A 22,884-nucleotide genomic window follows, 5' to 3' on the forward strand; every position below is an offset into this window, starting at 1 on the left:
GGAAGCTGTTTTCCAACCTCTTGTTTTGGGAGAAAAGCATGAAATTTTTAACACTCAATACTCATAGCTGGATGGAAAAAGAATCCGAGGAAAAATTCCAGCTCTTGCTTGAAGATATTCTTGATAAAGACTATGATTTGATATGTTTCCAAGAAATCAATCAGGAGATTACTTCGCCAGAGGTGGAGGTTAATGACCTTTATCAAGCTTTGCCAGCTGCTGAGCCTATTCATCATGATCACTATGTTAGACTCTTGGTTGAAAAGTTGTCAGAGCAAGGGAAAGATTACTACTGGACTTGGGCCTATAACCATATTGGTTATGACCGCTACCATGAAGGTGTGGCTATCTTGTCTAAAACACCTATTGAAGCAAGAGAAATTTTGGTTTCAGATGTAGATGATCCAACAGACTATCATACTCGCCGTGTCGCCCTGGCTGAAACTGTAGTCGATGGCAAGGAGCTTGCAGTTGCCAGTGTCCATCTTTCTTGGTGGGATAAAGGTTTCCAAGAAGAATGGGCACGATTTGAGGCTGTCTTGAAAGAATTGAACAAGCCACTTTTGCTAGCTGGAGATTTCAACAATCCGGCTGGACAGGAAGGCTACCAAGCTATTTTAGCTAGTCCATTAGGCTTACAAGACGCTTTTGAAGTTGCTCAAGAGAAAAGCGGTAGCTATACCGTTCCACCAGAAATTGATGGCTGGAAAGGGAACACAGAACCCCTTCGAATCGACTATGTTTTTACTACCCAAGACTTAGAGGTAGAAAAATTACATGTCGTATTTGATGGTAACAAGAGTCCACAAGTTAGTGATCACTATGGCTTGAATGCTATTTTAAACTGGAAATAATGACTGAAAAGAGGTTGGAATTATAACATTCCAGCCTTTTTCTGACTAGAAAAGCTACTGAAAGTAAGCTCTATAAGTGAGACTACTGAAATGGAATAAAATATGGTATAATTGATAGGATAGATAGAATCGAGGATATTATGTCATTTACGAAATTTCAATTTAAAAAATATATTAGTGAAGCCTTGGAGGAGTTGAAATTTACAACTCCAACAGAGGTGCAAGACAAGTTGATTCCTATTGTTTTGGCAGGTCGTGACCTAGTCGGTGAATCAAAAACAGGTTCTGGTAAGACTCATACTTTCCTATTGCCGATTTTCCAGCAATTAGATGAAGCCAGCGATAGTGTTCAAGCAGTCATTACTGCACCGAGCCGTGAATTAGCTACTCAAATTTACCAAGCAGCCCGTCAGATTGCAGCCCACTCAGAGGTAGAAATTCGTGTGGTTAATTATGTGGGTGGTACAGATAAGGCTCGCCAGATTGACAAATTGGCAAGTAACCAGCCTCATATTGTTATCGGAACGCCTGGCCGTATTTATGACTTAGTTAAGTCTGGTGACCTAGCTATTCACAAGGCTAAGACCTTTGTGGTCGATGAGGCAGATATGACCTTGGATATGGGATTCTTGGAAACTGTTGATAAGATTGCTGGAAGCCTTCCAAAAGACCTGCAATTCATGGTCTTCTCAGCGACTATCCCACAAAAACTGCAACCATTCTTGAAAAAATACTTGTCAAATCCTGTTATGGAGAAAATCAAGACCAAAACGGTCATTTCTGATACCATTGATAATTGGTTGATTTCTACAAAGGGACGTGACAAGAATGCTCAAATTTACCAGTTGACTCAGTTGATGCAACCGTATTTGGCAATGATTTTTGTTAACACTAAAACGCGTGCTGATGAATTGCATTCATATCTGACTGCTCAAGGCTTGAAGGTGGCAAAAATCCATGGGGATATTGCCCCTCGTGAGCGCAAACGTATCATGAACCAGGTGAAAAATCTGGATTTTGAGTATATTGTCGCAACAGATTTGGCAGCACGTGGGATTGATATTGAAGGTGTCAGCCATGTCATCAATGATGCCATTCCGCAAGATTTGTCCTTCTTTGTTCACCGTGTTGGTCGTACTGGACGAAATGGCCTACCAGGTACAGCTATTACTCTTTATCAGCCAAGTGATGACTCGGATATTCGTGAGTTGGAGAAATTGGGAATCAAGTTTACTCCTAAGATGGTCAAAGATGGAGAATTCCAAGATACTTATGACCGTGATCGTCGTGCTAACCGTGAGAAAAAACAAGATAAACTTGATATCGAAATGATTGGTTTGGTTAAAAAGAAAAAGAAAAAAGTCAAACCGGGTTATAAGAAGAAAATTAAATGGGCGGTTGATGAAAAGCGCCGCAAGACCAAACGCGCTGAAAATCGTGCTCGTGGTCGTGCAGAGCGTAAAGCAAAACGCCAAACATTTTAATAGAAAAAGTTGGAGTACTGAGCTCCAATTTTTTTTATTTATGAGAACGAACTATCTAAACAGAAACACTACATTAAAGACTGCAAATTGCGTTTAAAAATGGTATAATGATAAAGTTATATAGTCCCGATAAGATGGTAGAAATTTCTATTTTTTCTTTCGAGTCGCAACTCGCAAAGAATGACGGCTCCAAAGTCGTTCGTCATTCTACGGTTGCCGCTGTAGGGCGGTCACCCTATGCACCTTACAAGCTTCAGAAATAAAAAGTATCGTTTTTTCTTACGCGTCGCAACTCGTCGATGATAGGGATTTCTATCAGTACTTTGTAACTCTATAACACTATTTTTAAGGGGGGACATTTTTATGTCAGAACGTAAATTATTCACGTCTGAATCTGTATCTGAGGGGCATCCAGATAAGATTGCAGACCAAATTTCAGATGCGATTTTGGATGCTATTTTAGCCAAGGATCCAGAGGCGCACGTTGCTGCTGAGACTGCTGTATATACTGGATCTGTCCACGTTTTTGGTGAAATTTCTACAAATGCCTATGTAGATATTAACCGTGTGGTTCGTGATACCATTGCAGAGATTGGGTATACAAATACTGAGTATGGATTTTCTGCTGAAACGGTAGGAGTACATCCATCTTTGGTGGAACAATCTCCTGATATTGCTCAAGGTGTTAACGAAGCCTTGGAGGTACGTGGGAATGTAGACCAAGATCCACTGGACTTGATTGGAGCTGGAGACCAAGGGCTTATGTTTGGATTTGCAGTGGATGAAACAGAAGAGCTCATGCCATTGCCAATCTCACTCAGTCATAAATTGGTTCGTCGTCTGTCAGAACTTCGTAAGACTGGTGAAATAAGCTATCTTCGCCCAGATGCCAAATCACAAGTTACAGTTGAGTATGATGAAAATGACCGTCCAGTACGTGTGGACACAGTCGTGATTTCAACTCAGCACGATCCAGAAGTCAGCAACGAACAAATTCACAATGATGTCATTAACAAGGTTATCAAAGAGGTTATTCCATCTTCTTACTTAGATGAGCAAACAAAATTCTTCATCAATCCTACTGGTCGTTTTGTAATCGGTGGACCTCAAGGGGACTCAGGTCTGACTGGTCGTAAGATTATCGTAGATACTTATGGTGGCTACTCTCGTCACGGTGGTGGTGCTTTCTCTGGTAAAGATGCGACTAAGGTGGACCGCTCAGCCTCTTATGCAGCACGCTACATTGCCAAGAACATCGTTGCAGCAGGTCTTGCTAAGAAAGCAGAAGTGCAATTGGCCTATGCCATCGGTGTTGCGCAGCCTGTCTCTGTTCGTATCGATACCTTTGGTACAGGAAGAGTAGCTGAAAGCAAGCTTGAAAAAGCAGCCCGTCAAATCTTTGACCTTCGCCCTGCAGGAATTATCCAAATGCTGGACCTCAAGCGCCCAATTTACCGTCAAACAGCGGCTTATGGACACATGGGACGTACAGATATTGATCTTCCATGGGAACGTTTGGATAAGGTAGAGGCTTTGAAAGAAGCAGTCAAATAGATAAGAAAACCAACGTTTTGAACGTTGGTTTTTTTAAATATAAGTTATCCTTATTTAAATAGGATTTTTAAATTGCTGGCCTGTTATAATTTATTCATTGTTTTTAAAAATGCCCAGTTACCAATTGATTTTGATCCGTATTCTAGATCCATAAAGTCTAGTAGGACATAATCGTTTTTTTCGTAGAATGAGGCATTTCTTGCTGTGCTGGTAATGAGACCCAAGTGCTTACAGCCTTTTGATTTGACATAAGGTTCAATCCCTTGTGTCAGAAAAGTACTGCCTATTCCCTGTCCCTTACTTGCTGTATTAACAGCTAAGGCCATCAAATACCAATCAAACTCTCCAGATTCTTCTAAATGCTTTTTGGAACGTTTTACAAAGTCAAAGTATTTAAGGAGATTTTGTGGTCTAATGTAGCGAAAAATGTTTGTTCCACCATTTCGTAGATAGGATAGTATACAGAAATCTTTTTGTTGCAAAAGGGCGACTGCTAGTAATTCTCCATCTTGTTCTGCAACTAAACAGTTTCCTTTTTTAATATAGACTCTGGTAAGCATTGTTTGTAATGTTTCTACAAAATTAGGATAATAATCAGGTTTCTTTAAATCATCAGTTATAATCGTTAAAAAGGGATAGTCAAGAAAGGAATTGGCTAATAGTTTTCCAATTTTTTCGTATTCTTCAAGTCTTGCCTCTCGATATATCATGTCTCCCATGCTTGTCTCCTTTGTTACCTATAAAATTGTGTATGATAGGATTTCAAGATAAAAAATTGGAGATGATTTAAAAAGCTAAATAAACCCAATTTTGTTCCATAAGGTTCAAAGCACTTTCTAATCTCTCCAAGATTTTATTTGGTTGGAATCGAAATTCCAATTAATTTTTCTGAATAGAGGGTTTTGATATTAGCCTCATCAATAGAGTCCTTATCAATTTTACGTTTCAAGAAAAATTCTTGAATAGCTTCGATTTCAGGTTCGCGAATAGCGCGGTGTTTGTTTGAGATGAGGATTTCATAGTGAAGCGGAGCTTGGGTAAAAATAACATCTGTATTACCTGCAGAATAAACCTCAACAAGGGTTGCATCTGTACTTTCTAGCTGGCTTTTTACAAGTTGCGAGTGTGAGTTTGTCGTATTGATAAGCTTCATAACATTTCCTCCGATTTTCTAATTCTATTATAGCACTTTTTGAATAAAGTAGCTTGATTTAGCCAATCTTATGCTGTTTTTTCCAAGATTCGATAGCCCATTTATGGCTACCACGTTTGAGATTTTCAATAGCCTCGTCAATAGGGAACCAGGCAATATGATTAAAGTCCTCTAGTGGTTTTTGTACTTCTTTGAAAGAAGTCGCTTCATAGAGGTAGGCAGGATTGTAGTAGTAGGTGTCACGATGACGAGAATAGAAATATTCATCAGCTTGTCCGTAATAGGCACCAATTTCAGCTGTGAAGCCAAGCTCTTCAATCAATTCACGTTTTAGGGCTTCTTGATGATTTTCACCTGCTTCAATTTCGCCACCTGGTAAGAACCAAGCGCCATTAGGTGCTTGAACAAGAATAATGTGTTTTTGTTCAGTATCAGGGATAACAGCATATACGCCATAACGAGCAACATAGTCTGTATTCGCCTTTTTTTCTCCGAAAGTTGGATTTGCCATTGCATTTTCCTCATTATCTATTGTCTTTATTATTATCTTAATGGACAAAGGCCGAGCTGTCAAGAACTTATAGTTACTTTTGTAAAAAGGAGCAGAAAATTTTCATTTTCTACTCCTTTTCTATAAGATTTATACTTCTTTTTCAGAAGTTTTTACTTCAGCTTTTTTGGCAGATTTGATTTGAATGTTGCCCTTGCTGGTCATAACTGCCTTTAGGTCTTTTTCACTTGGATTTTCAAGGTAGTAGTCAGTGATTGCGTCCTCAATATAGTCTTGAATAGTACGACGAAGTGGGCGTGCTCCCATTTTTGGATCATAGCCGAGGTCAACCAATTTTTCCTTGACCTTTTCAGTTACAACTAAATGAATGTTGTTGCTAGAAAGGCGCTTGTTAACGTCTGCTAGCATAAGCTCGACAATCTGAAGGAGATTGTCCTTGCTGAGAGCCTTAAATTCTATAATACCATCAAAACGGTTCATAAACTCTGGGCTAAAGAAGTTACCGAGTTCACCGAGAACAGAGTTGGTACGTCCTTCTCTAGCAGCACCAAATCCAACGCTGGCTTCGGCTTTACCAGTCCCAGCATTTGAAGTCATGATGATGATGGCGTCCTTGAAGCTAACGGTACGTCCTTGCCCATCTGTCAAACGACCATCGTCCAAGACTTGAAGGAACATATGCATAACATCTGGGTGAGCTTTTTCCACTTCATCCAAGAGAATAAGAGAATATGGATTACGGCGTACTTTTTCAGTTAATTGCCCAGCCTCATCATAGCCAACATAACCTGGAGGGGCACCGACCAACTTAGCCACGCTGTGTTTTTCCATATATTCACTCATGTCAAAGCGAATCATGCTGTCAGCAGAACCAAAGAGTTCGATAGCTAGTTGTTTGGAAAGTTCTGTCTTACCGACCCCAGTTGGTCCGACGAAGAGGAAGCTTCCAATTGGACGGTTAGGCGTACCGAGACCGACACGGTTTCGGCGAATAGCTTTGGCTATCTTATCAACTGCATCGTCCTGTCCAATAACATGAGACTTGAGGTCTTCAGCTAGATGGATGAGTTGAGATTGTTCTTTCTCTTTCAAATCGCCAACAGGAATGTTGGTTTTCTGCTCGATAATGTGCTCAATGGTTTTCTCACTGATGATAGGAGTATCTTGGTCTGTGACCTTCTTCTTTTGCATTTCCTTATACTTGGCAATCTGGTCGCGGAAATAAGCCGCCTTCTCAAAATCTTCCTCTCGTGTAGCTTGAGATTTAAGATTTTCAGCCTCAATCAAACGTTGATCAATTACTTTAGGATCAACAAAATTCAAGGTCAAGTTCATTTTAGAACCAGCTTCATCTAAGAGGTCAATAGCCTTGTCAGGTAAGAAGCGATCTTGGATGTAACGATTGGAAAGAGTTGCAGCTGCTTCAATTGCAGCATCGGTATACTGAACGTGGTGGTAGTCTTCGTATTTCTTTTGAATGCCTTTGAGGATAGTGATTGTTTCTTGCACCGTTGGTTCATCAACCTTAACAGGTTGCATACGACGCTCTAGGGCTGCATCCTTTTCAATGATACGGTATTCATTGAGGGTAGTGGCACCGACCAGTTGCAGTTCCCCACGAGCAAGAGCTGGCTTGAGGATATTTCCTGCATCCATATTGCCATCGCCTGCAGAACCAGCACCGACAATTTCATGGATTTCATCGATAAAGAGGATAATATCCTCACGTTTGCGAATTTCTTCCATGAGTTTTTGCATGCGTTCTTCAAATTGTCCTCGAATACCCGTTCCTTGAACCAAGCTAACCACATCCAGACGGATGACTTGTTTGCCTTGGAGTTTATGTGGAACATCACCATCAACGATTTTCTGAGCTAGACCTTCGACAACGGCAGTTTTTCCGACACCAGGTTCACCGATAAGAACAGGATTATTCTTGGTTCTGCGATTGAGAATTTCGATGACACGGATAATCTCATCGTCGCGCCCAATAACGGGGTCAATATCTCCACGACGGGCAATTTCAGTTACGTTGATACCAAATTCTTCCAGCAGGCCTTTTTCTTGGCTTGGTGGAGGAGTTTGAGCAGGTCCACGNTTTTGGGAACCATAACCGCCGTTTCCACCGTAACCTCCACCTGATTGGGTTGGGGGAGTCGGAGGAGTATTGTTAGAAGGCCTGAAATTATTTAGGTCATTGAAGAAATCACCAAAGGGATCAAAGTCACGATTGTTCAGATCCGTTATACCTTTAAAGAGGCTATTGTTAGGATCTGTCTTGATAATCTTATAGCAGTTTTGACATAGGTCAATTTGTTTTTGCTTTCCATTAAGATTGGTATAAAGATGAATTGTTGAGTCATTGATTTTACAGTTCTGACAAAGCATACATCTACCTCATTTCTTTCTTTAGCTTGACCTGTCTAAAGGTCAAAAATAGTCAAATTTCTATACTCTCATTATAACAGGATTGGGGTGTAAAGCAAGTAAAAAGATTGTAGCTTTGAGAAGTTGTTACAATGAAAGTTTTTTTGAATTTGGACTATAAAAAAAATCCTATTTGTGAGACAAAAAGGATTTTGGTTAGACATGCAGGGTGTAATCCCAGCTTGTTTTGTATTAGTAAAGGAGTTCGTAAATCTCCATTGCAATCAAGTCAATGCTGTCAAACGTATAAGTTTCGCGAGCTTCTACATCACGAAGGGTAAAGATTGATCCGTTTTCTTCGTCGTGGCTGTATGCAACTTCTGCAACAACAACTCCTTCGCGTTCAAAATTACGTTTTAAATTTCCGCCATCTTTTGCCATTGCTTCAAGGCGGTTGATGATTCTAACCAAATGTGATTCCATTTTGATTCTCCTTCATTTCTTATCGTTACTATTTTACCATAAAGGAGGCCAACTTGCCTAGAAAAAACTAAGATTTCTCGCTAATTCTACCAGCTTAAAGTTTTTTTGAATAAATTAGACAAAAGATTTGAATTTTAATTCAGTTAATGTTATAATCATACAGTATTCTATTTTAGAAAGCAGTGTGACTATGAATTTTTCTTTTTTACCTAAGTATTTACCTTATTTTAACTATGGGGCTATCGTGACGGTTCTCATTTCTATCTGTGTGGTCTTTTTAGGGACTATTTTGGGTGTTGTCCTGGCTTTTGGGCAACGTTCAAAGTTTAAACCGCTTGTTTGGCTTGCCAACTTATACGTTTGGATTTTCCGTGGGACACCGATGATGGTTCAGATTATGATTGCCTTTGCCCTTATGCACATCAATGCTCCGACTATTCAGGTTGGAATTTTAGGTGTTGACCTTTCTCGTCTGATTCCAGGGATTTTGATTATCTCAATGAATAGTGGTGCTTATGTTTCTGAGACTGTTCGGGCTGGAATTAATGCGGTCCCTAAGGGGCAGTTAGAGGCGGCCTATTCTTTAGGGATTCGTCCTAAAAATGCGATGCGCTATGTGATTTTGCCACAAGCTATCAAAAATATTTTGCCAGCATTGGGGAACGAATTTATCACCATTATCAAGGACAGCTCCCTCTTATCAGCTATCGGTGTTATGGAGTTGTGGAATGGAGCTACAACAGTTTCCACAACAACCTATCTACCTCTGACACCACTTTTATTTGCAGCCTTTTATTACTTGATTATGACCTCTATTTTGACAGCAGCCTTGAAAGCTTTTGAAAAACGTATGGGACAAGGAGATAAAAAATAATGACAGAAACCTTGATAAAAATTGAAAATTTACATAAATCCTTTGGAAAGAATGAAGTATTGAAGGGCATCAACCTCGAGATTAAAAGAGGAGAGGTTGTCGTCATCATCGGTCCTTCAGGAAGCGGGAAATCTACCTTGCTTCGCTCTATGAATTTGTTGGAAGAAGCAAGCAAGGGGAAGGTTATCTTTGAGGGAGTCGATATTACGGACAAGAAGAATGACCTGTTTGCTATGCGTGAGAAGATGGGCATGGTTTTTCAACAATTTAATCTCTTTCCTAATATGACTGTGATGGAAAATATCACCTTGTCTCCTATCAAGACCAAAGGTGAGAGCAAAGCAGTGGCTGAGAAGAGAGCCCAAGAACTTTTGGAAAAAGTTGGTTTGCCAGATAAGGCAGATGCTTACCCACAGAGTTTGTCAGGTGGGCAGCAACAGCGGATTGCTATTGCGCGTGGTTTAGCTATGGAACCTGATGTTTTGCTCTTTGACGAGCCAACTTCAGCCCTGGACCCTGAAATGGTAGGTGAGGTGTTGGCTGTTATGCAAGACTTAGCCAAGTCAGGAATGACCATGGTTATCGTAACACATGAAATGGGATTTGCTCGTGAGGTGGCAGACCGTGTCATCTTTATGGCAGACGGTGTGGTTGTTGAAGATGGAACACCTGAACAGATTTTTGAACAAACCCAAGAACAACGGACTAAAGACTTCTTGAGTAAGGTTTTATAAGTTAGCTTTGTTTAGCTATTTGTAGCCAATTTTACATATAAAATATAGATTAATGAAAAGCTCGAACCGAGCTTTTTCTTATAGTTTGAAACTATAAGATAGCCTAGGAAAGAAGTGTTAGAGGGGACCAACAGTTTTTGGTATAATGGAAGATATTTGAAAGAAAAGAGAAGTGATATGACACAGATTATTGATGGGAAGGCTCTAGCAGCGAAGTTACAAGGACAGCTGGCTGAAAAGACTGAAAGATTAAAGGAAGAAACGGGGCTAGTACCTGGTTTAGTAGTGATTTTGGTTGGGGACAACCCTGCCAGCCAAGTCTACGTTCGTAATAAGGAGAGGTCAGCCCTTGCGGCTGGATTCCGTAGTGAAGTTGTGCGAGTTCCAGATACCATTACTCAAGAGGAATTGTTAGACTTGATTGCCAAATACAATCAAGATTCAGCTTGGCATGGGATATTGGTCCAGTTACCATTACCAAAACATATTGATGAAGAGGCAGTTTTGTTGGCTATTGACCCAGAAAAGGATGTGGATGGTTTCCATCCCTTAAACATGGGGCGTCTCTGGTCTGGTCATCCAGTTATGATTCCTTCGACACCTGCAGGAATTATGGAGATGTTTCATGAATATGGGATTGATCTAGAAGGTAAAAATGCGGTTGTTATCGGTCGCTCAAATATCGTTGGGAAACCAATGGCTCAGCTTCTTTTGGCTAAGAATGCGACTGTGACTTTGACCCACTCACGCACACATCATCTTGCCAAGGTGGCTGCTAAGGCAGATATTCTTGTCGTTGCAATCGGTCGTGCTAAGTTTGTGACAGCTGACTTTGTCAAACCGGGAGCGGTTGTCATTGACGTTGGGATGAACCGAGATGAAAATGGCAAGCTTTGTGGGGATGTGGATTATGAGGCAGTTGCCCCACTTGCTAGCCATATTACGCCAGTTCCTGGAGGTGTAGGTCCTATGACCATTACTATGCTGATGGAGCAAACCTATCAGGCAGCACTTCGGACATTGGATAGAAAATAGGAAAAAAGAAGGTAGAATAATGTTTTACCTTCTTTTTATGTAGTGTATGTAAATGAATGCAGTCTATGATGATATGAATCCATAAACTATAAATTTGAAGTATGAAAATGCTATTAATGGAATGAAATTTGTATTGGAAAGAATCTAGAATAGAAAGCTACTTTCATTGCACCTATTTCTTTTGAATGAACTTATCTTGCATACCATTTTATTAGGTTAAATTGATGGAAAATGATTGCAATTTTAGGTGTGTTTTGATATATTCAATATATAAAATATATTATCGAACTTGGTACTTGTTTGTGTATTCAGAAGGAGGTTATTTTTTAAAATAAAGTAAACGCTTACTTTGTATCAAGAAAAAGAAATGAGGATTTTAATGAACAAAAGACTTTTTGATAAACGTTGTCATTATAGCATTCGTAAATTTGCAATAGGTGCGGCATCTGTAATGATTGGGGCTAGTATATTTGGTATTTCAGCTGTACAAGCTGAGGAAGTGGCTTCATCCAATACTCAAACAGAAGAAACAACTGTTCATCAACCTCAGCCTTTAGATAAGCTTCCTGATGATGTGGCAGCTGCTATCGCAAAGGCTGATGGGAATGGTGGGCGTGAGTTTGTAAAACCCAAAGCTGAGTCGACAGAAGATAAAGTGACTAAGGATACAGAAACTACTAGACCTGCTAACGATGGTAGTCATGAATTGGCTAGTCCTAAAGTGGAAACTCCAAATAAAGTAGAAGAAGGAACCAAGGCTGAAGACAAACAGAAATCGGAAGAGACAAATCCAAAGCCTGTTGAATCTGCAGTAACAGCTGGAACAGAAGTAAAAGAGGATTCTAAAAAAACTTTTGAAAAGGACCAAGTGAAAGCAGACACAGAGATCAAACCTTCTTCTGAAAAATCGCAAGCACTGTCTGGAGAGTCAAACAAAGCCGAAGTTGAAAAGGAAAAACAGCTATTATCGGAGCGAAAACAAGATTTTAATAAAGATTGGTATTTTAAACTAAATGCCCAAGGCGATTTTTCAAAAAAAGATGTGGATGTTCATGATTGGTCTAAATTGAATCTTCCTCATGATTGGAGTATTTATTTTGACTTTGATCACAAATCTCCCGCGCGTAATGAAGGTGGCCAGTTAAATGGTGGAACAGCTTGGTATCGTAAGACTTTCACATTAAATGAAGCAGACAAGAATAAGGATGTTCGTATCAATTTTGATGGGGTTTACATGGATTCAAAGGTCTATGTAAATGGTAAATTTGTAGGACATTATCCAAGTGGCTATAATCATTTTTCATATGATATCACAGAATTTTTAAACAAGGATGGTAGTGAAAATTCAATTACTGTTCAAGTGACCAATAAGCAACCAAGTAGTCGTTGGTATTCAGGAAGTGGGATTTATCGTGATGTAACTCTTAGTTATCGTGATAAAGTCCATGTTGCCGAAAATGGTAATCATATCACTACTCCAAAACTTGCTGAGCAAAAAGAAGGTAATGTTGAAACACAGGTTCAAAGTAAGATTAAAAATACGGATAAGAAGGCTGCTAAAGTCTTTGTGGAACAACAAATCTTTACTAAGGAAGGCAAGGTTGTATCAGAATTAGTTCGCTCTGAAACGAAGAATTTAGCAGAAAATGAAGTTGCAGATTTCAGACAAACAATCCTAGTTAATAAACCAACTCTTTGGACGACAAAAAGTTATCATCCTCAACTGTATGTGCTGAAAACAAAGGTTTATAAAGAAGGTCAACTAGTTGATGTAACAGAAGATACATTTGGTTACCGTTATTTCAATTGGACTGCTAAGGATGGTTTCTCTCTGAATGGTGAACGCATGAAATTCCACGGAGTAAGTATTCACCATGATAATGGAGCTTTGGGTGCAGAAGAAAATTATAAGGCTACCTATCGTAAATTAAAACTCCTGAAAGATATGGGGGTTAACTCTATTCGAACAACCCACAATCCAGCTAGTCCTCAGTTGCTTGATGCTGCAGCTAGTTTAGGTCTTTTGGTGCAAGAGGAAGCTTTTGATACTTGGTATGGTGGCAAGAAGACTTATGACTATGGACGGTTCTTTGATCAAGATGCAACTCATCCTGAAGCTAAGAAGGGTGAGAAGTGGTCTGACTTTGATCTTAGAACAATGGTAGAACGTGATAAGAACAATCCGTCTATCGTAATGTGGTCTCTTGGAAATGAGGTGGAAGAGGCAAATGGTAGTCCTCGTTCTATCGAGACAGCTAAACGTCTGAAGGCTATTATCAAGGCGATTGATACTGAACGTTATGTCACCATGGGTGAAAATAAATTTAGTCGTGCAGCGACAGGTGATTTCTTGAAACTCGCAGAAATCATGGATGCTGTCGGTATGAACTATGGTGAACGTTTTTATGATGCGGTTCGTAGAGCGCATCCAGACTGGCTCATTTATGGTTCTGAAACCTCTTCAGCTACTAGAACGCGTGATTCTTATTACAATCCTGCTCAAATCCTTGGACACGATAACCGTCCAAATCGTCACTATGAACAATCTGATTATGGTAATGACCGTGTTGGGTGGGGAAGAACAGCTACTGAGTCATGGACTTTTGACCGTGATCGTGCTGGCTATGCTGGACAATTTATCTGGACAGGAATTGACTATATAGGTGAACCAACTCCATGGCATAACCAAGATAATACACCTGTAAAAAGTTCTTACTTTGGTATCATCGATACGGCTGGTTTACCGAAGAATGATTTTTACCTTTACCGTAGTGAATGGTATAGTGCTAAAGAAAAGCCAACTGTACGCATTTTACCACATTGGAACTGGACTGAAGAGACTCTTAAGGATCGCAAGATGCTGGTCGATGGAAAGGTTCCGGTTCGTACCTTCTCAAATGCTGCAAGTGTCGAATTGTTCTTAAATGGAGAGTCGCTTGGTAAAAAGGAATTTACTAAGAAAACGACAGAAGATGGACGTCCATACCATGAGGGGGCTAAACCAAGTGAATTGTATCTTGAGTGGCTTGTAAAATACCAACCAGGCACACTGACTGCGATTGCTCGAGATGAAAATGGTAACGAAATTGCGCGTGATAGTGTGACAACTGCAGGTGAACCAGCAAGAGTTCGTCTGACTAAAGAAGAGCATGTTATCACAGCAGATGGTAAAGATTTATCTTACATCCATTACGAAATTGTTGATGGCGATGGGAATGTGGTTCCGACAGCTAACAATCTTGTTCATTTCAATCTTCATGGTCAGGGACAGATTGTTGGTGTGGATAATGGAGAACAAGCTAGCCGTGAGCGCTACAAAGCTCAAGCAGATGGAACATGGCAAAGACGTGCTTTCAATGGTAAAGGAGTTGTCATTGTAAAATCAACAGAAAAAGAAGGTAAATTTACTCTTTATGCAGATTCTGCTGGCTTAACTTCTGATAGCGCAACGGTCGCAACTGTGTCTGGTAAGAAAGAAAACCGTCACTTTGTAGCCTTTGCTCCTGTAAAAGCAACAACTGATGTGACTACAAATCCTGAATTGCCTCAAACAGTAACAGCTATTTATAGCGACGGTAGTGTTGAGGAAAAGACTGTAACATGGGACATGCCAGCTGACTTGCTTACAAGTGCAGGTGAGAAAAAAGTATCTGGACGTGTAGAAGGTTTGGAAACCAAAGCTGAGGCACTTGTAAAAGTGATTGCCTTAGATAGATGGTTACCAAAAGTTGCTACAGTACCAGTTGGTACAACTGCAGCTGATTTGGATAAAACGGTCACAGCTGTTCTGACAGATGGTAGCTTGATTGATACTGATGTTGTTTCTTGGACCTTGAAAGATCCTGCTGCTTTGAACAAGGAAGGTGGACGTACGGAGGCTACTGGTAAATTGGTAGATGACGATCGTGAAGTAACTGCAACCTTTATCGCAAGCAGTAAGGAAACAACAAGTAGCATTACAGGACTTACTGTTGGGGATAAAGCTCTTGAGAACTTCGAGTCTGGTAAGACTTATTACCGTGTATCCCTTCCTTACACTGGAACAATTCCAAGTGTTGGGGCTCAGACTACTGGTTATCAAGCAACTGTTCAGCAAGCTTCTGCTGATAATGGTTATCAGGCTTCGGTCTTCTTGAGTGACCAAAAGGGTGACTTGGTTCAAACTTATCTAATTCAGTTTGTTAAGGAAGCTCCTGCCTTGAAACGTTTGGAAGTAGTTGTGGAAGGAAAAGAAACTGCTACTGAAGATCAGGTCTTAACTTATCGTGTCATTGGTAGTTATGAGGATGGTTCTCAAACAGAATTTTCAGCTTCAGATATTCACCTAGAAGCTAAATCATCTGATGGTGGGCATATTGAGGTGAATGGACAGAACTTGTTGCTTTATACTAAGGGAAGAGTGACTTTGACACCTCGAATCGATAATCAAACAGAGAAAACAGAATCTGTAACTACTGAAGTAGTGATTAAAGAAAATAAAGTCAGCAAGAAGATTGTGAAACTTCATCCTGTATCTGTTTCTACAGACATTAATCAGCAACCGAATCTACCTAAAGAAGTTGGAGCAGAATTTGATAAGGGCTTGCCACGCAAAGTATCTGTAACTTGGGACAAGGTAGATGAAAAAGAATTGGGGTATTATCATAGCTTTACGCTTAAAGGACATGTAGAAGGCACAGATATTGAAGCTCAAGCAACGGTGACAGTTGAAGGCTTGCAAGTTGCAGAGGAAATCAGCCTTACTCTTCCTAAGGGTGAGTCAGTTCAATTGCCAGCTAATGTTCGTGCTTACCATTCTAATGGAACAACTATCTATAAAGATGTAGTTTGGGATCAGGTTCCAGCCAACTTTAGTCAAACTGAAGGAGTCTATGAAATCAATGGTCGTTTAGTGGGTAGCAATCTGACTACTAAAGCCCATGTTCGAGTATCTAGTCAAGTTGTTGCTGGAAATAATATCTCTAAACAATGGACAGGTTCCCAATTGCCAGCTGCCATTGTATCCAATACAGGAGGAGATGATTCAGCTAATACCTTGAACGACCTAACTGTGTCAAGAACGCCAACAGATTCTAAAAATAGATGGACTACTTGGAGAACAAATACAGATAATGACTGGGCTTCTATTTTGTTTGGTAATTCAGGAGACTTGACGAAACGTTTTGTCAACAATTTATCAGTTGATTTCTATACTGATGGAGCAATTGGTCTTCCAAAAGAATATGTAGTTGAATATTATGTAGGTAAAGAAATTCCAGATTTACCAAGTGATGTTAGCAATGCTCAGCGTGATACTAATCATCCATTTAATAATCCAGCCAACTGGAAGGCAGTTGAAAACTTACATGCTCCAAGCCAGCTATCTGCAACTCAAACCAATCACTTTACCTTTGACAAGGTAGAAACCTATGCTGTTCGTCTTAGAATGAAAAAGGCTGAAGGTACTGCAGGAGTTGGTCTGACAGAGCTAACTGTCCTTGGAAACAAGGTCTTAAGTGAAACAAGTTCAGATATTTCTATCAAAGTAGATGGCAAGGATCTTGAACACTTTAATCCATCTAAGACTGATTACTATATTCCTCAATCTAGCAAAGAAATCACTGCAACCGCTAGCAATAATGGTTTGGTAACAGTTGTTCCGGCAACCAGTCCAAAAGGTGCAACACGTCTCATCTTAAAATCAGAAGATGGTACGGTATTGAAAGAATATAGAATCTTCCGCAATGATGAGAGAGAAACTAGTCAACCTCTTGCTGCAGAAAATAGTGCTAAAATCTTGAATGTTGGAGACAATCTTCAACTTCCTTCAGAGGTAAGCGTTTATTATCCAAATTCAACTACTTGGACTGCAGCTAAACTTGCAGTGAAGTGGGATGCTATTCCTGAACATGCGACAGAGCATGAGGGAACATTTGAAATTACCGGTCATGTCATTGGTACAAATCTAACCACTAAAATGCAGGTGACAGTTGTTTCTAAAGGAAATCAAGTCATTTCAGAAAATCCAAGCAACAATGAAACGGATTCTAAAGCCTTTGCTTCGACAACGAACGATACACAAGCAGCTTCACATGATAGAATTTTCTATATCAATGATGGAAAATACAATGAAGATGGACGTTGGACAAACTGGTCTCGCACTCCGAAAAATGAAGAAACTTCTGTCGGACTACTCTTTAAGAAGGATGGTAAAATTGCCTCCCAATCTATTGGAAAAGTAGCCATTCAGTTCTTTAAAGATAGTGGAACAGATGCCCCAGAGAAAATGGTTCTAGAAAGATATATTGGTCCTGCCTTTACAGAACCAAGTACGATTTCTCGTTATGAAGAAAATGCTGACCATCCATTCAACAAGGCAGAAAATTGGGCACCAATTCCTTACAGAGCTTCTGGAGAATTAGTAGCTGGGAAACCAATCGAGTTTAACTTTGATCCGATTCAAGCGACAGCTATTCGTGCTCGAATGACTCGTAAGTCGACTACTAACGGGCTAGCAGTAGTCGAATTTACAGCCTACTCTGCAGGAAAGGGAGCAGAAGTCGAAACACCATCAGCGACTATTTCGATCGATGGAAAATCATTGGAAAACTTTGATCCAAATGTGACAGAGTACACCCTAACAACAATGGGAACTAAACCAAAAGTCACTGCGACAACTAGTGGACATGGAGTAGTCACGGTAGTGGATCATGGAAATACAAATCTTCCAACACTTGTTCGTCTTGTTTCCAAAGATGGAAATCTGGTGAAAGAATATCGTTTACACTTTAAGTCTACCTTCCAAACAACACCGACAGAAGGCGTTAAGAACTTAGTTGCAGAAACTCCAAGCTTGGAAATTGAAAAGACTCCGCTTCCGTTTAAAGAAGTTATTCGTGAAAACCCTGAACTTGCTCAAGGTCAACGTCGTGTAGTTTCTGAAGGACAAGCTGGAGAAAAAGTTGACTATATTCAAGTATCAGGAACTAATAGAATTCTTGTTCATTCTGAACAAAGAAAAGCTCAAAATCGTATTATTGAGGTAGGAGTAAAACCATCTATTTCAAATAGTAAGGGTGAGGAACCTGCGCCAGTAAACGAAGTTCCAGAATTCAAAGGCAGTGCTAACTTTGTAGAAGCAGCAGTAAACGAAGTTCCAGAATTTAAAGGTGGTTCTAACTTTGTAGAAGCAGCAGTCAATGAAGTTCCAGAATACACAGGAGTTCTAGCTACAGTAGGAGATCAAGCAGTACCAAGTGTTGAGAAACCTGAATTTAAGGGTGGTGTTAATGCTGTAATGGCTCTAGAACATAAACTTCCAGAGTACCGTGGTATTCTAGCTACAGTAGGGAATCAACCAGCACCGACAGTAGAAAAACCAGAGTTTAAACTAAGTTCGTTAGAAAAAGCTCAGACTCCAGAAGTACCAGTTCAAGTTGTCAAAGAAGACAAGAGATTGCCAGAAACTGGTGAAAAACAGTCAGAAACAGCTATTTTCTTGGCAGGTGTTACCTTGGCCTTATCAGCAGCTTTATTAACTGCAAAACGCAAAGAGGATTAGTCTGTGCGTCTAATACCATTCTATTTGTATAGATTAGTAGAAAATAAAAAATGAATCGATAAATGAGTCGAATAGATGGAGAGGACCAATTAGGCCTCTCCGTCTTTACTAGTAAAAATGGAATCGTTTACTTTCGTGTTTATACGAAAGGAGATAAGATAAAGATGGGTAAAAATTTTTTCAATAAACGTTGTCATTACAGTATTCGTAAATTCGCTATTGGAGTAGCTTCTGTTATGATTGGTGCCAGTATCTTTGGTGTTAATCTAGTAGAGGCAGCAGAAACAGGTAGTGTAGGAGATAAAGAGGGAACTATAACTCAAGCTCAGCCACTGGAAAAGTTACCTGATGAGCTTGCAGCAGTTTTGAAGAAAGCAGAAGAAAATGCTGGGAAGGAAGGCAGCTCGACAGTTGGAAATGGAGAAGCTGCAGGAGCGATTGGCTCTACCGATTCGACAAATAATCCTAAACTAGCTGATGCATCTGGAACCCCAGAGAATGAAACGAAGCCGTCTGAAGCTATGAGTGGAGGACAAAATGATAAAGAAATCGCTAAACCAAGTCAACCAACTACACCTGAAACTCCAAAAGTAGAACAAACAGGTGATGGAACAGTTGAACTAGCGGATCAATTCACTGCAAGCAAACCAGCTAGCGAAGATAGTATTGTAGCTGCCAGCAAGAGTGCAGATTATCTAAAGAAAGAGTACAAGGTCTTCCCAACTCCACAAAAAGTGACTTATGGAGAAGGAGTGACAGCTCTTCGTAAGCAAGTCAATTTGGTAATGGGAGATCAACTCGATGTCTATACTCGTAATCGCTTGAAGAGTGTCTTGCAGGACAATCAAGTATCCTACACTACTAGTCAATCAGCAGTTGCTGGCGCAACTAATATCTATCTTGGAGTACATGGACGAGGAACACAAGCAGAACAAAACTTATCTAACGTTTCAACAGGTCTCTTTGACAAAATTGATGCTTATGCTCTGACCATCAAAGACAACTCAATTTCCATCGTCGGAAAAGACACAGATGCGGTCTTCTATGGTTTGACAACCTTGAAACACATGCTCAAGGAAAGTCAAGTGCCAGTCCTTCGCAATGTGACAGTGGAAGATTACGCTGAAATCAAGAACCGTGGTTTCATCGAAGGTTACTATGGCAATCCATGGTCTAATGAAAATCGTAAAGAATTGATGCGTTATGGAAGTGAATTGAAGTTAACTCAATACTATTTCGCACCAAAAGATGATCCATATCACAATAAGAAATGGCGTGAACTCTACCCAGAAGAAAAACTAGCTGAAATCCGAGAACTCGCTCGTGTCGGTAATGAGACGAAAACGCGTTATGTTTGGACCATTCATCCATTTATGAATAAACGTATCCGCTTTGGTAATGAAGCGCATTACCAGGCTGATCTTGCAACCATCAAGGCTAAATTTACTCAGTTATTGGACGTAGGAGTGCGAGAATTTGGTGTGCTTGCAGACGATGCACCAAGCCCAGTTGGTGGTTATCATAGTTATGTTCGCTTGATGAAGGATATAACAAATTGGTTGACTGAAAAACAAACAACATACAGTGGTCTTCGCAAAGATATGATTTTTGTTCCTGCCTGGTACATGGGGCAAGGAACTGAAGCTGAACTCCGGACCTTGAATGAACATCTTCCTGAAAATGTCCATTTAACACTTACTGGCGGAAAGGTTTGGGGTGCTGTTGACCAAACATTCTTAACGAACTTAAAGAAAAATTTAACGGAAGGCGGTAAAACTTACCGTCCAATTCAGTTTTGGATTAACTGGCCATGTAATGACAATACAAAACCCCACCTAATTCTTGGTGGTGGTGAAAAATTCTTACATCCAAATGTTGATTTATCACTTGCACAAGGAATTATGTTAAATCCAATGCAACAATCTGAAGCTTCTAAAGTAGCACTTTTTGATATAGCTCAGTATGGATGGAAACAATGGCAAAGCGCAGAAGAAGCAGAACAGATTAACGATATGGCCTTTAACTTTGTAGTCAATGATCGTTTCGAAGAAAGCAGTGTTTCAAAGGCGTTTAGAGAACTCGGAAAACATATGCGTAATCAAAATAGACCTCCACATGTCACTAAATTAGAAGAGTCTGTAGAATTGGCTCCAAAATTGATAGAATTTTATAACAAACTCAAATCTGGTCAAAATCTGGATTCTGAAAGAAAAGAGTTGAGGGAAATTTTTGCTGGTTTGAAAGCCAATGCTCTTTTACTTAAAGAAAAAGGCGATCAGAAATTAATTGAACAAATTCACTATTGGTTAGATAATACAGTGGATCAAATGAACGCGCTTGAAGCTTTCTTAACAGCTACGGATGGACTTACTGAAAAAAATGATGCCAAGGTATGGGAGTATTATCAGGCAGGAGTCAAACATTATGACCAGTCAGTTAAACATGCCTTCTTTTACGTTGACCATTATGAATACGCAGAATTTGGTGTCCAACATATTCGACCATTTATCAATAATCTCAAAGAATACTTAGCCTTGCACATCCAATCAATGTTGAATCCAAATAAATTTGTGACAACATTTATTACGAATCGTGCTGGAATAGAAGGCGGATTGAAAGAAGTCACAGATGGTGACTTTGATACACATGTGATTGCCAAAACAACAATTGTGATTGAAAGAGGTGATTATGTAGGCTTGCGCTTTAATAAGGCAATTAAAATACACAAATTAGGTTTCGCTACGGGTACTAATACGGCTGATAACTATACCTTTAGTAATGCAGTTGTGGAATATCAAAATGAAAAAGGAGAATGGGTAGCCATAACGAGCCCTGCATATACTGGTCGAGAACGCATTCTGGAATTTAATGATCTCGATATCACAGCTCAAGCTGTTCGTATGATAGCAACAGCTAAGAAGGATAATGCTTGGCTCGCCATGCGTGAAATTGCTGTAAATAGCCCCCTAGAGTTGGGTAGTAAGAAGGTTAGGGGCACTATTAGCTTAAGTTCAAATCTGATTTATAAATATGGAACAAGTGCTGTTCAGATGCAAGATGGTCAAGAAAACACGGAATCTATGATGGCACATGTTGATCAAACCAATGTCACACCAGAACAAGCTTGGGTACAAATGGACTTAGGTGGATTGCATAAAGTAAAACGAGTTCATCTGATGCAAGGGGAACGGGATAAACTAGCATCTGGAGTCGTCGAATATTCTGCGGATGGTACAAATTGGACTACACTTCAAAATTTAACAGGGCAACGAACTTCTGATATCGTGCAAGAATTTACAACTCGTTTTGTTCGCATTCGTAATACAGAAACCTTAAGTAAATGGTGGAGAATTGCGGAATTTAGAGTGGATGTAGATAGTCCAAATCTTGACTTAACAGACACCAACGTGGATGCCTTAAAGGAAACACCAGTAGTGGATAGTTTGGGCAATTACGAGCTTCAAATTCCAGCTGGGACCAAACTCCCTGCTCATAGCTATCTAGGTATGAAGCTCGATCGTATTCATAAAGTCAAGAGCATCCAGCTCCAAGGTCAGGCCAACCCTGCTCTTAGCCTAGAGTACTCTGCAAATGCGCAAGAATGGACACCAGCTAGACAGTTGACAGACAGATCTGTCGCAACCCACTTGGTACGTTACGTTCGTCTTGTGAATAAAACAGACCAAGAACAGGCTGTTCCATCTACCTCACTCCTAGTAACTACCAAAGAAGTCCAACCAACTAAACTAGAATCTACAACTATGGGCATTCATCCAACATACGGAAGTAATGATGTTCGTAAGATTAATAACCTCGATCAATTGTTTGATGGTGTGTACAACAACTTCGTTGAGTTCTCAGACTATGCCCATAAAGATGGCCATGTAACCTTGAAACTTGGTAGTGAACGCACTATCAAGAAGATCAGAGCCTACATCCAAGACGGAACTCAAAACTATCTTCGTGATGGAAAAATCCAAATCAGCCAAGACGGTAAAACTTGGACGGATGTTGTGACAGTGGGAGATGGTGTAGCCAATAGTACACAAGATGATTCATTGACAGATGGTTGGACACATGATTCTAAGATGCCAGGAAATCGTTACATCGAGGGTGAATTGACGACACCAGTCAAAGCAAACTATCTTCGTGTCCTCTATACAGCTGACTATGATGCTCGTTTTGTAGGATTTACAGAATTGGTGATCAATGATGGCGAATTTGTCAAACCAATCAATGATCCAACTGTAGAAGGAAACGGTGGCGAAAGCCGAGGCAACTTCTATACTAATCTC

12 protein-coding genes and 2 pseudogenes are annotated in these 22,884 nt (G+C 40.0%); 9 read left to right on the forward strand and 5 right to left on the reverse strand.

All coding sequences use genetic code 11. The annotated features are described in order from the left end of the window. Positions 1-38 precede the first annotated feature (38 nt). The 3 genes from D8845_RS04365 to metK all read left to right on the forward strand — a co-directional run bounded on the left by D8845_RS04365 (position 39) and on the right by metK (position 3,892). Positions 39-854: an endonuclease/exonuclease/phosphatase family protein gene (locus tag D8845_RS04365; protein ID WP_125452599.1), complete on the forward strand. Its 816-nt coding sequence runs from the start codon at positions 39-41 to the stop codon at positions 852-854. 140 nt (positions 855-994) lie between these two features. Next, positions 995-2,338, forward strand: a complete 1,344-nt coding sequence (locus D8845_RS04370; RefSeq protein WP_033689026.1) for a DEAD/DEAH box helicase — start codon at positions 995-997, stop codon at positions 2,336-2,338. Positions 2,339-2,701: 363 nt separating this feature from the next. Next, entirely contained in the window at positions 2,702-3,892 is a 1,191-nt protein-coding gene (metK, locus tag D8845_RS04375) for a methionine adenosyltransferase (protein WP_000003945.1), read from the forward strand. Between the two features lie 83 nt (positions 3,893-3,975). Here the strand turns inward: metK and D8845_RS04380 are convergent, their stop codons facing one another. The 5 genes from D8845_RS04380 to D8845_RS04400 form a co-directional block, all read right to left on the reverse strand. Beyond that, positions 3,976-4,611, reverse strand: a complete 636-nt coding sequence (locus tag D8845_RS04380; protein ID WP_125452600.1) for a GNAT family N-acetyltransferase — start codon at positions 4,609-4,611, stop codon at positions 3,976-3,978. Between the two features lie 134 nt (positions 4,612-4,745). After that, the gene (locus tag D8845_RS04385) at positions 4,746-5,045 is read right to left on the reverse strand and encodes a DUF1827 family protein (protein ID WP_000767189.1); all 300 of its coding nucleotides are present in this window, start codon (positions 5,043-5,045) and stop codon (positions 4,746-4,748) included. Positions 5,046-5,103: 58 nt separating this feature from the next. After that, positions 5,104-5,556 (reverse strand): NUDIX hydrolase, encoded by a 453-nt coding sequence (locus D8845_RS04390; protein ID WP_125452601.1) that lies wholly within the window; start codon positions 5,554-5,556, stop codon positions 5,104-5,106. 129 nt (positions 5,557-5,685) lie between these two features. Further along, complete coding sequence (locus D8845_RS04395) at positions 5,686-7,944, reverse strand: ATP-dependent Clp protease ATP-binding subunit (RefSeq protein ID WP_125452602.1); 2,259 nt, start codon at positions 7,942-7,944, stop codon at positions 5,686-5,688. Between the two features lie 231 nt (positions 7,945-8,175). Continuing rightward, positions 8,176-8,406: a DUF1797 family protein gene (locus D8845_RS04400; RefSeq protein ID WP_000443570.1), complete on the reverse strand. Its 231-nt coding sequence runs from the start codon at positions 8,404-8,406 to the stop codon at positions 8,176-8,178. 190 nt (positions 8,407-8,596) lie between these two features. On the opposite strand from D8845_RS04400, the gene D8845_RS04405 reads away from it, so the two are divergent. The 6 genes and pseudogenes from D8845_RS04405 to D8845_RS04425 all read left to right on the forward strand — a co-directional run. Then, a complete protein-coding gene (locus tag D8845_RS04405; RefSeq protein ID WP_125452603.1) occupies positions 8,597-9,280 on the forward strand; it encodes an amino acid ABC transporter permease in 684 nt (227 codons plus the stop codon). Beyond that, positions 9,280-10,014, forward strand: a complete 735-nt coding sequence (locus tag D8845_RS04410; RefSeq protein WP_125452604.1) for an amino acid ABC transporter ATP-binding protein — start codon at positions 9,280-9,282, stop codon at positions 10,012-10,014. The genes D8845_RS04405 and D8845_RS04410 overlap by 1 nt, the downstream gene beginning before the upstream one ends. 177 nt (positions 10,015-10,191) lie before the next feature. Next, positions 10,192-11,049, forward strand: a complete 858-nt coding sequence (locus tag D8845_RS04415; RefSeq protein ID WP_185757380.1) for a bifunctional methylenetetrahydrofolate dehydrogenase/methenyltetrahydrofolate cyclohydrolase — start codon at positions 10,192-10,194, stop codon at positions 11,047-11,049. A gap of 379 nt (positions 11,050-11,428) precedes the next feature. Next, positions 11,429-18,589 (forward strand): SIALI-17 repeat-containing surface protein, encoded by a 7,161-nt coding sequence (locus D8845_RS04420; protein ID WP_125452606.1) that lies wholly within the window; start codon positions 11,429-11,431, stop codon positions 18,587-18,589. 164 nt (positions 18,590-18,753) lie between these two features. Beyond that, positions 18,754-18,861 (forward strand): annotated as a pseudogene (locus tag D8845_RS10450) (YSIRK-type signal peptide-containing protein); the annotation flags it as partial. 279 nt (positions 18,862-19,140) lie between these two features. Beyond that, positions 19,141-22,884, forward strand: a pseudogene (locus tag D8845_RS04425) (beta-N-acetylglucosaminidase domain-containing protein); the annotation flags it as partial.

This window comes from Streptococcus mitis (assembly GCF_003942865.1).
In the GTDB taxonomy this organism is placed as follows: Bacteria; Bacillota; Bacilli; order Lactobacillales; family Streptococcaceae; genus Streptococcus; species Streptococcus mitis_BI.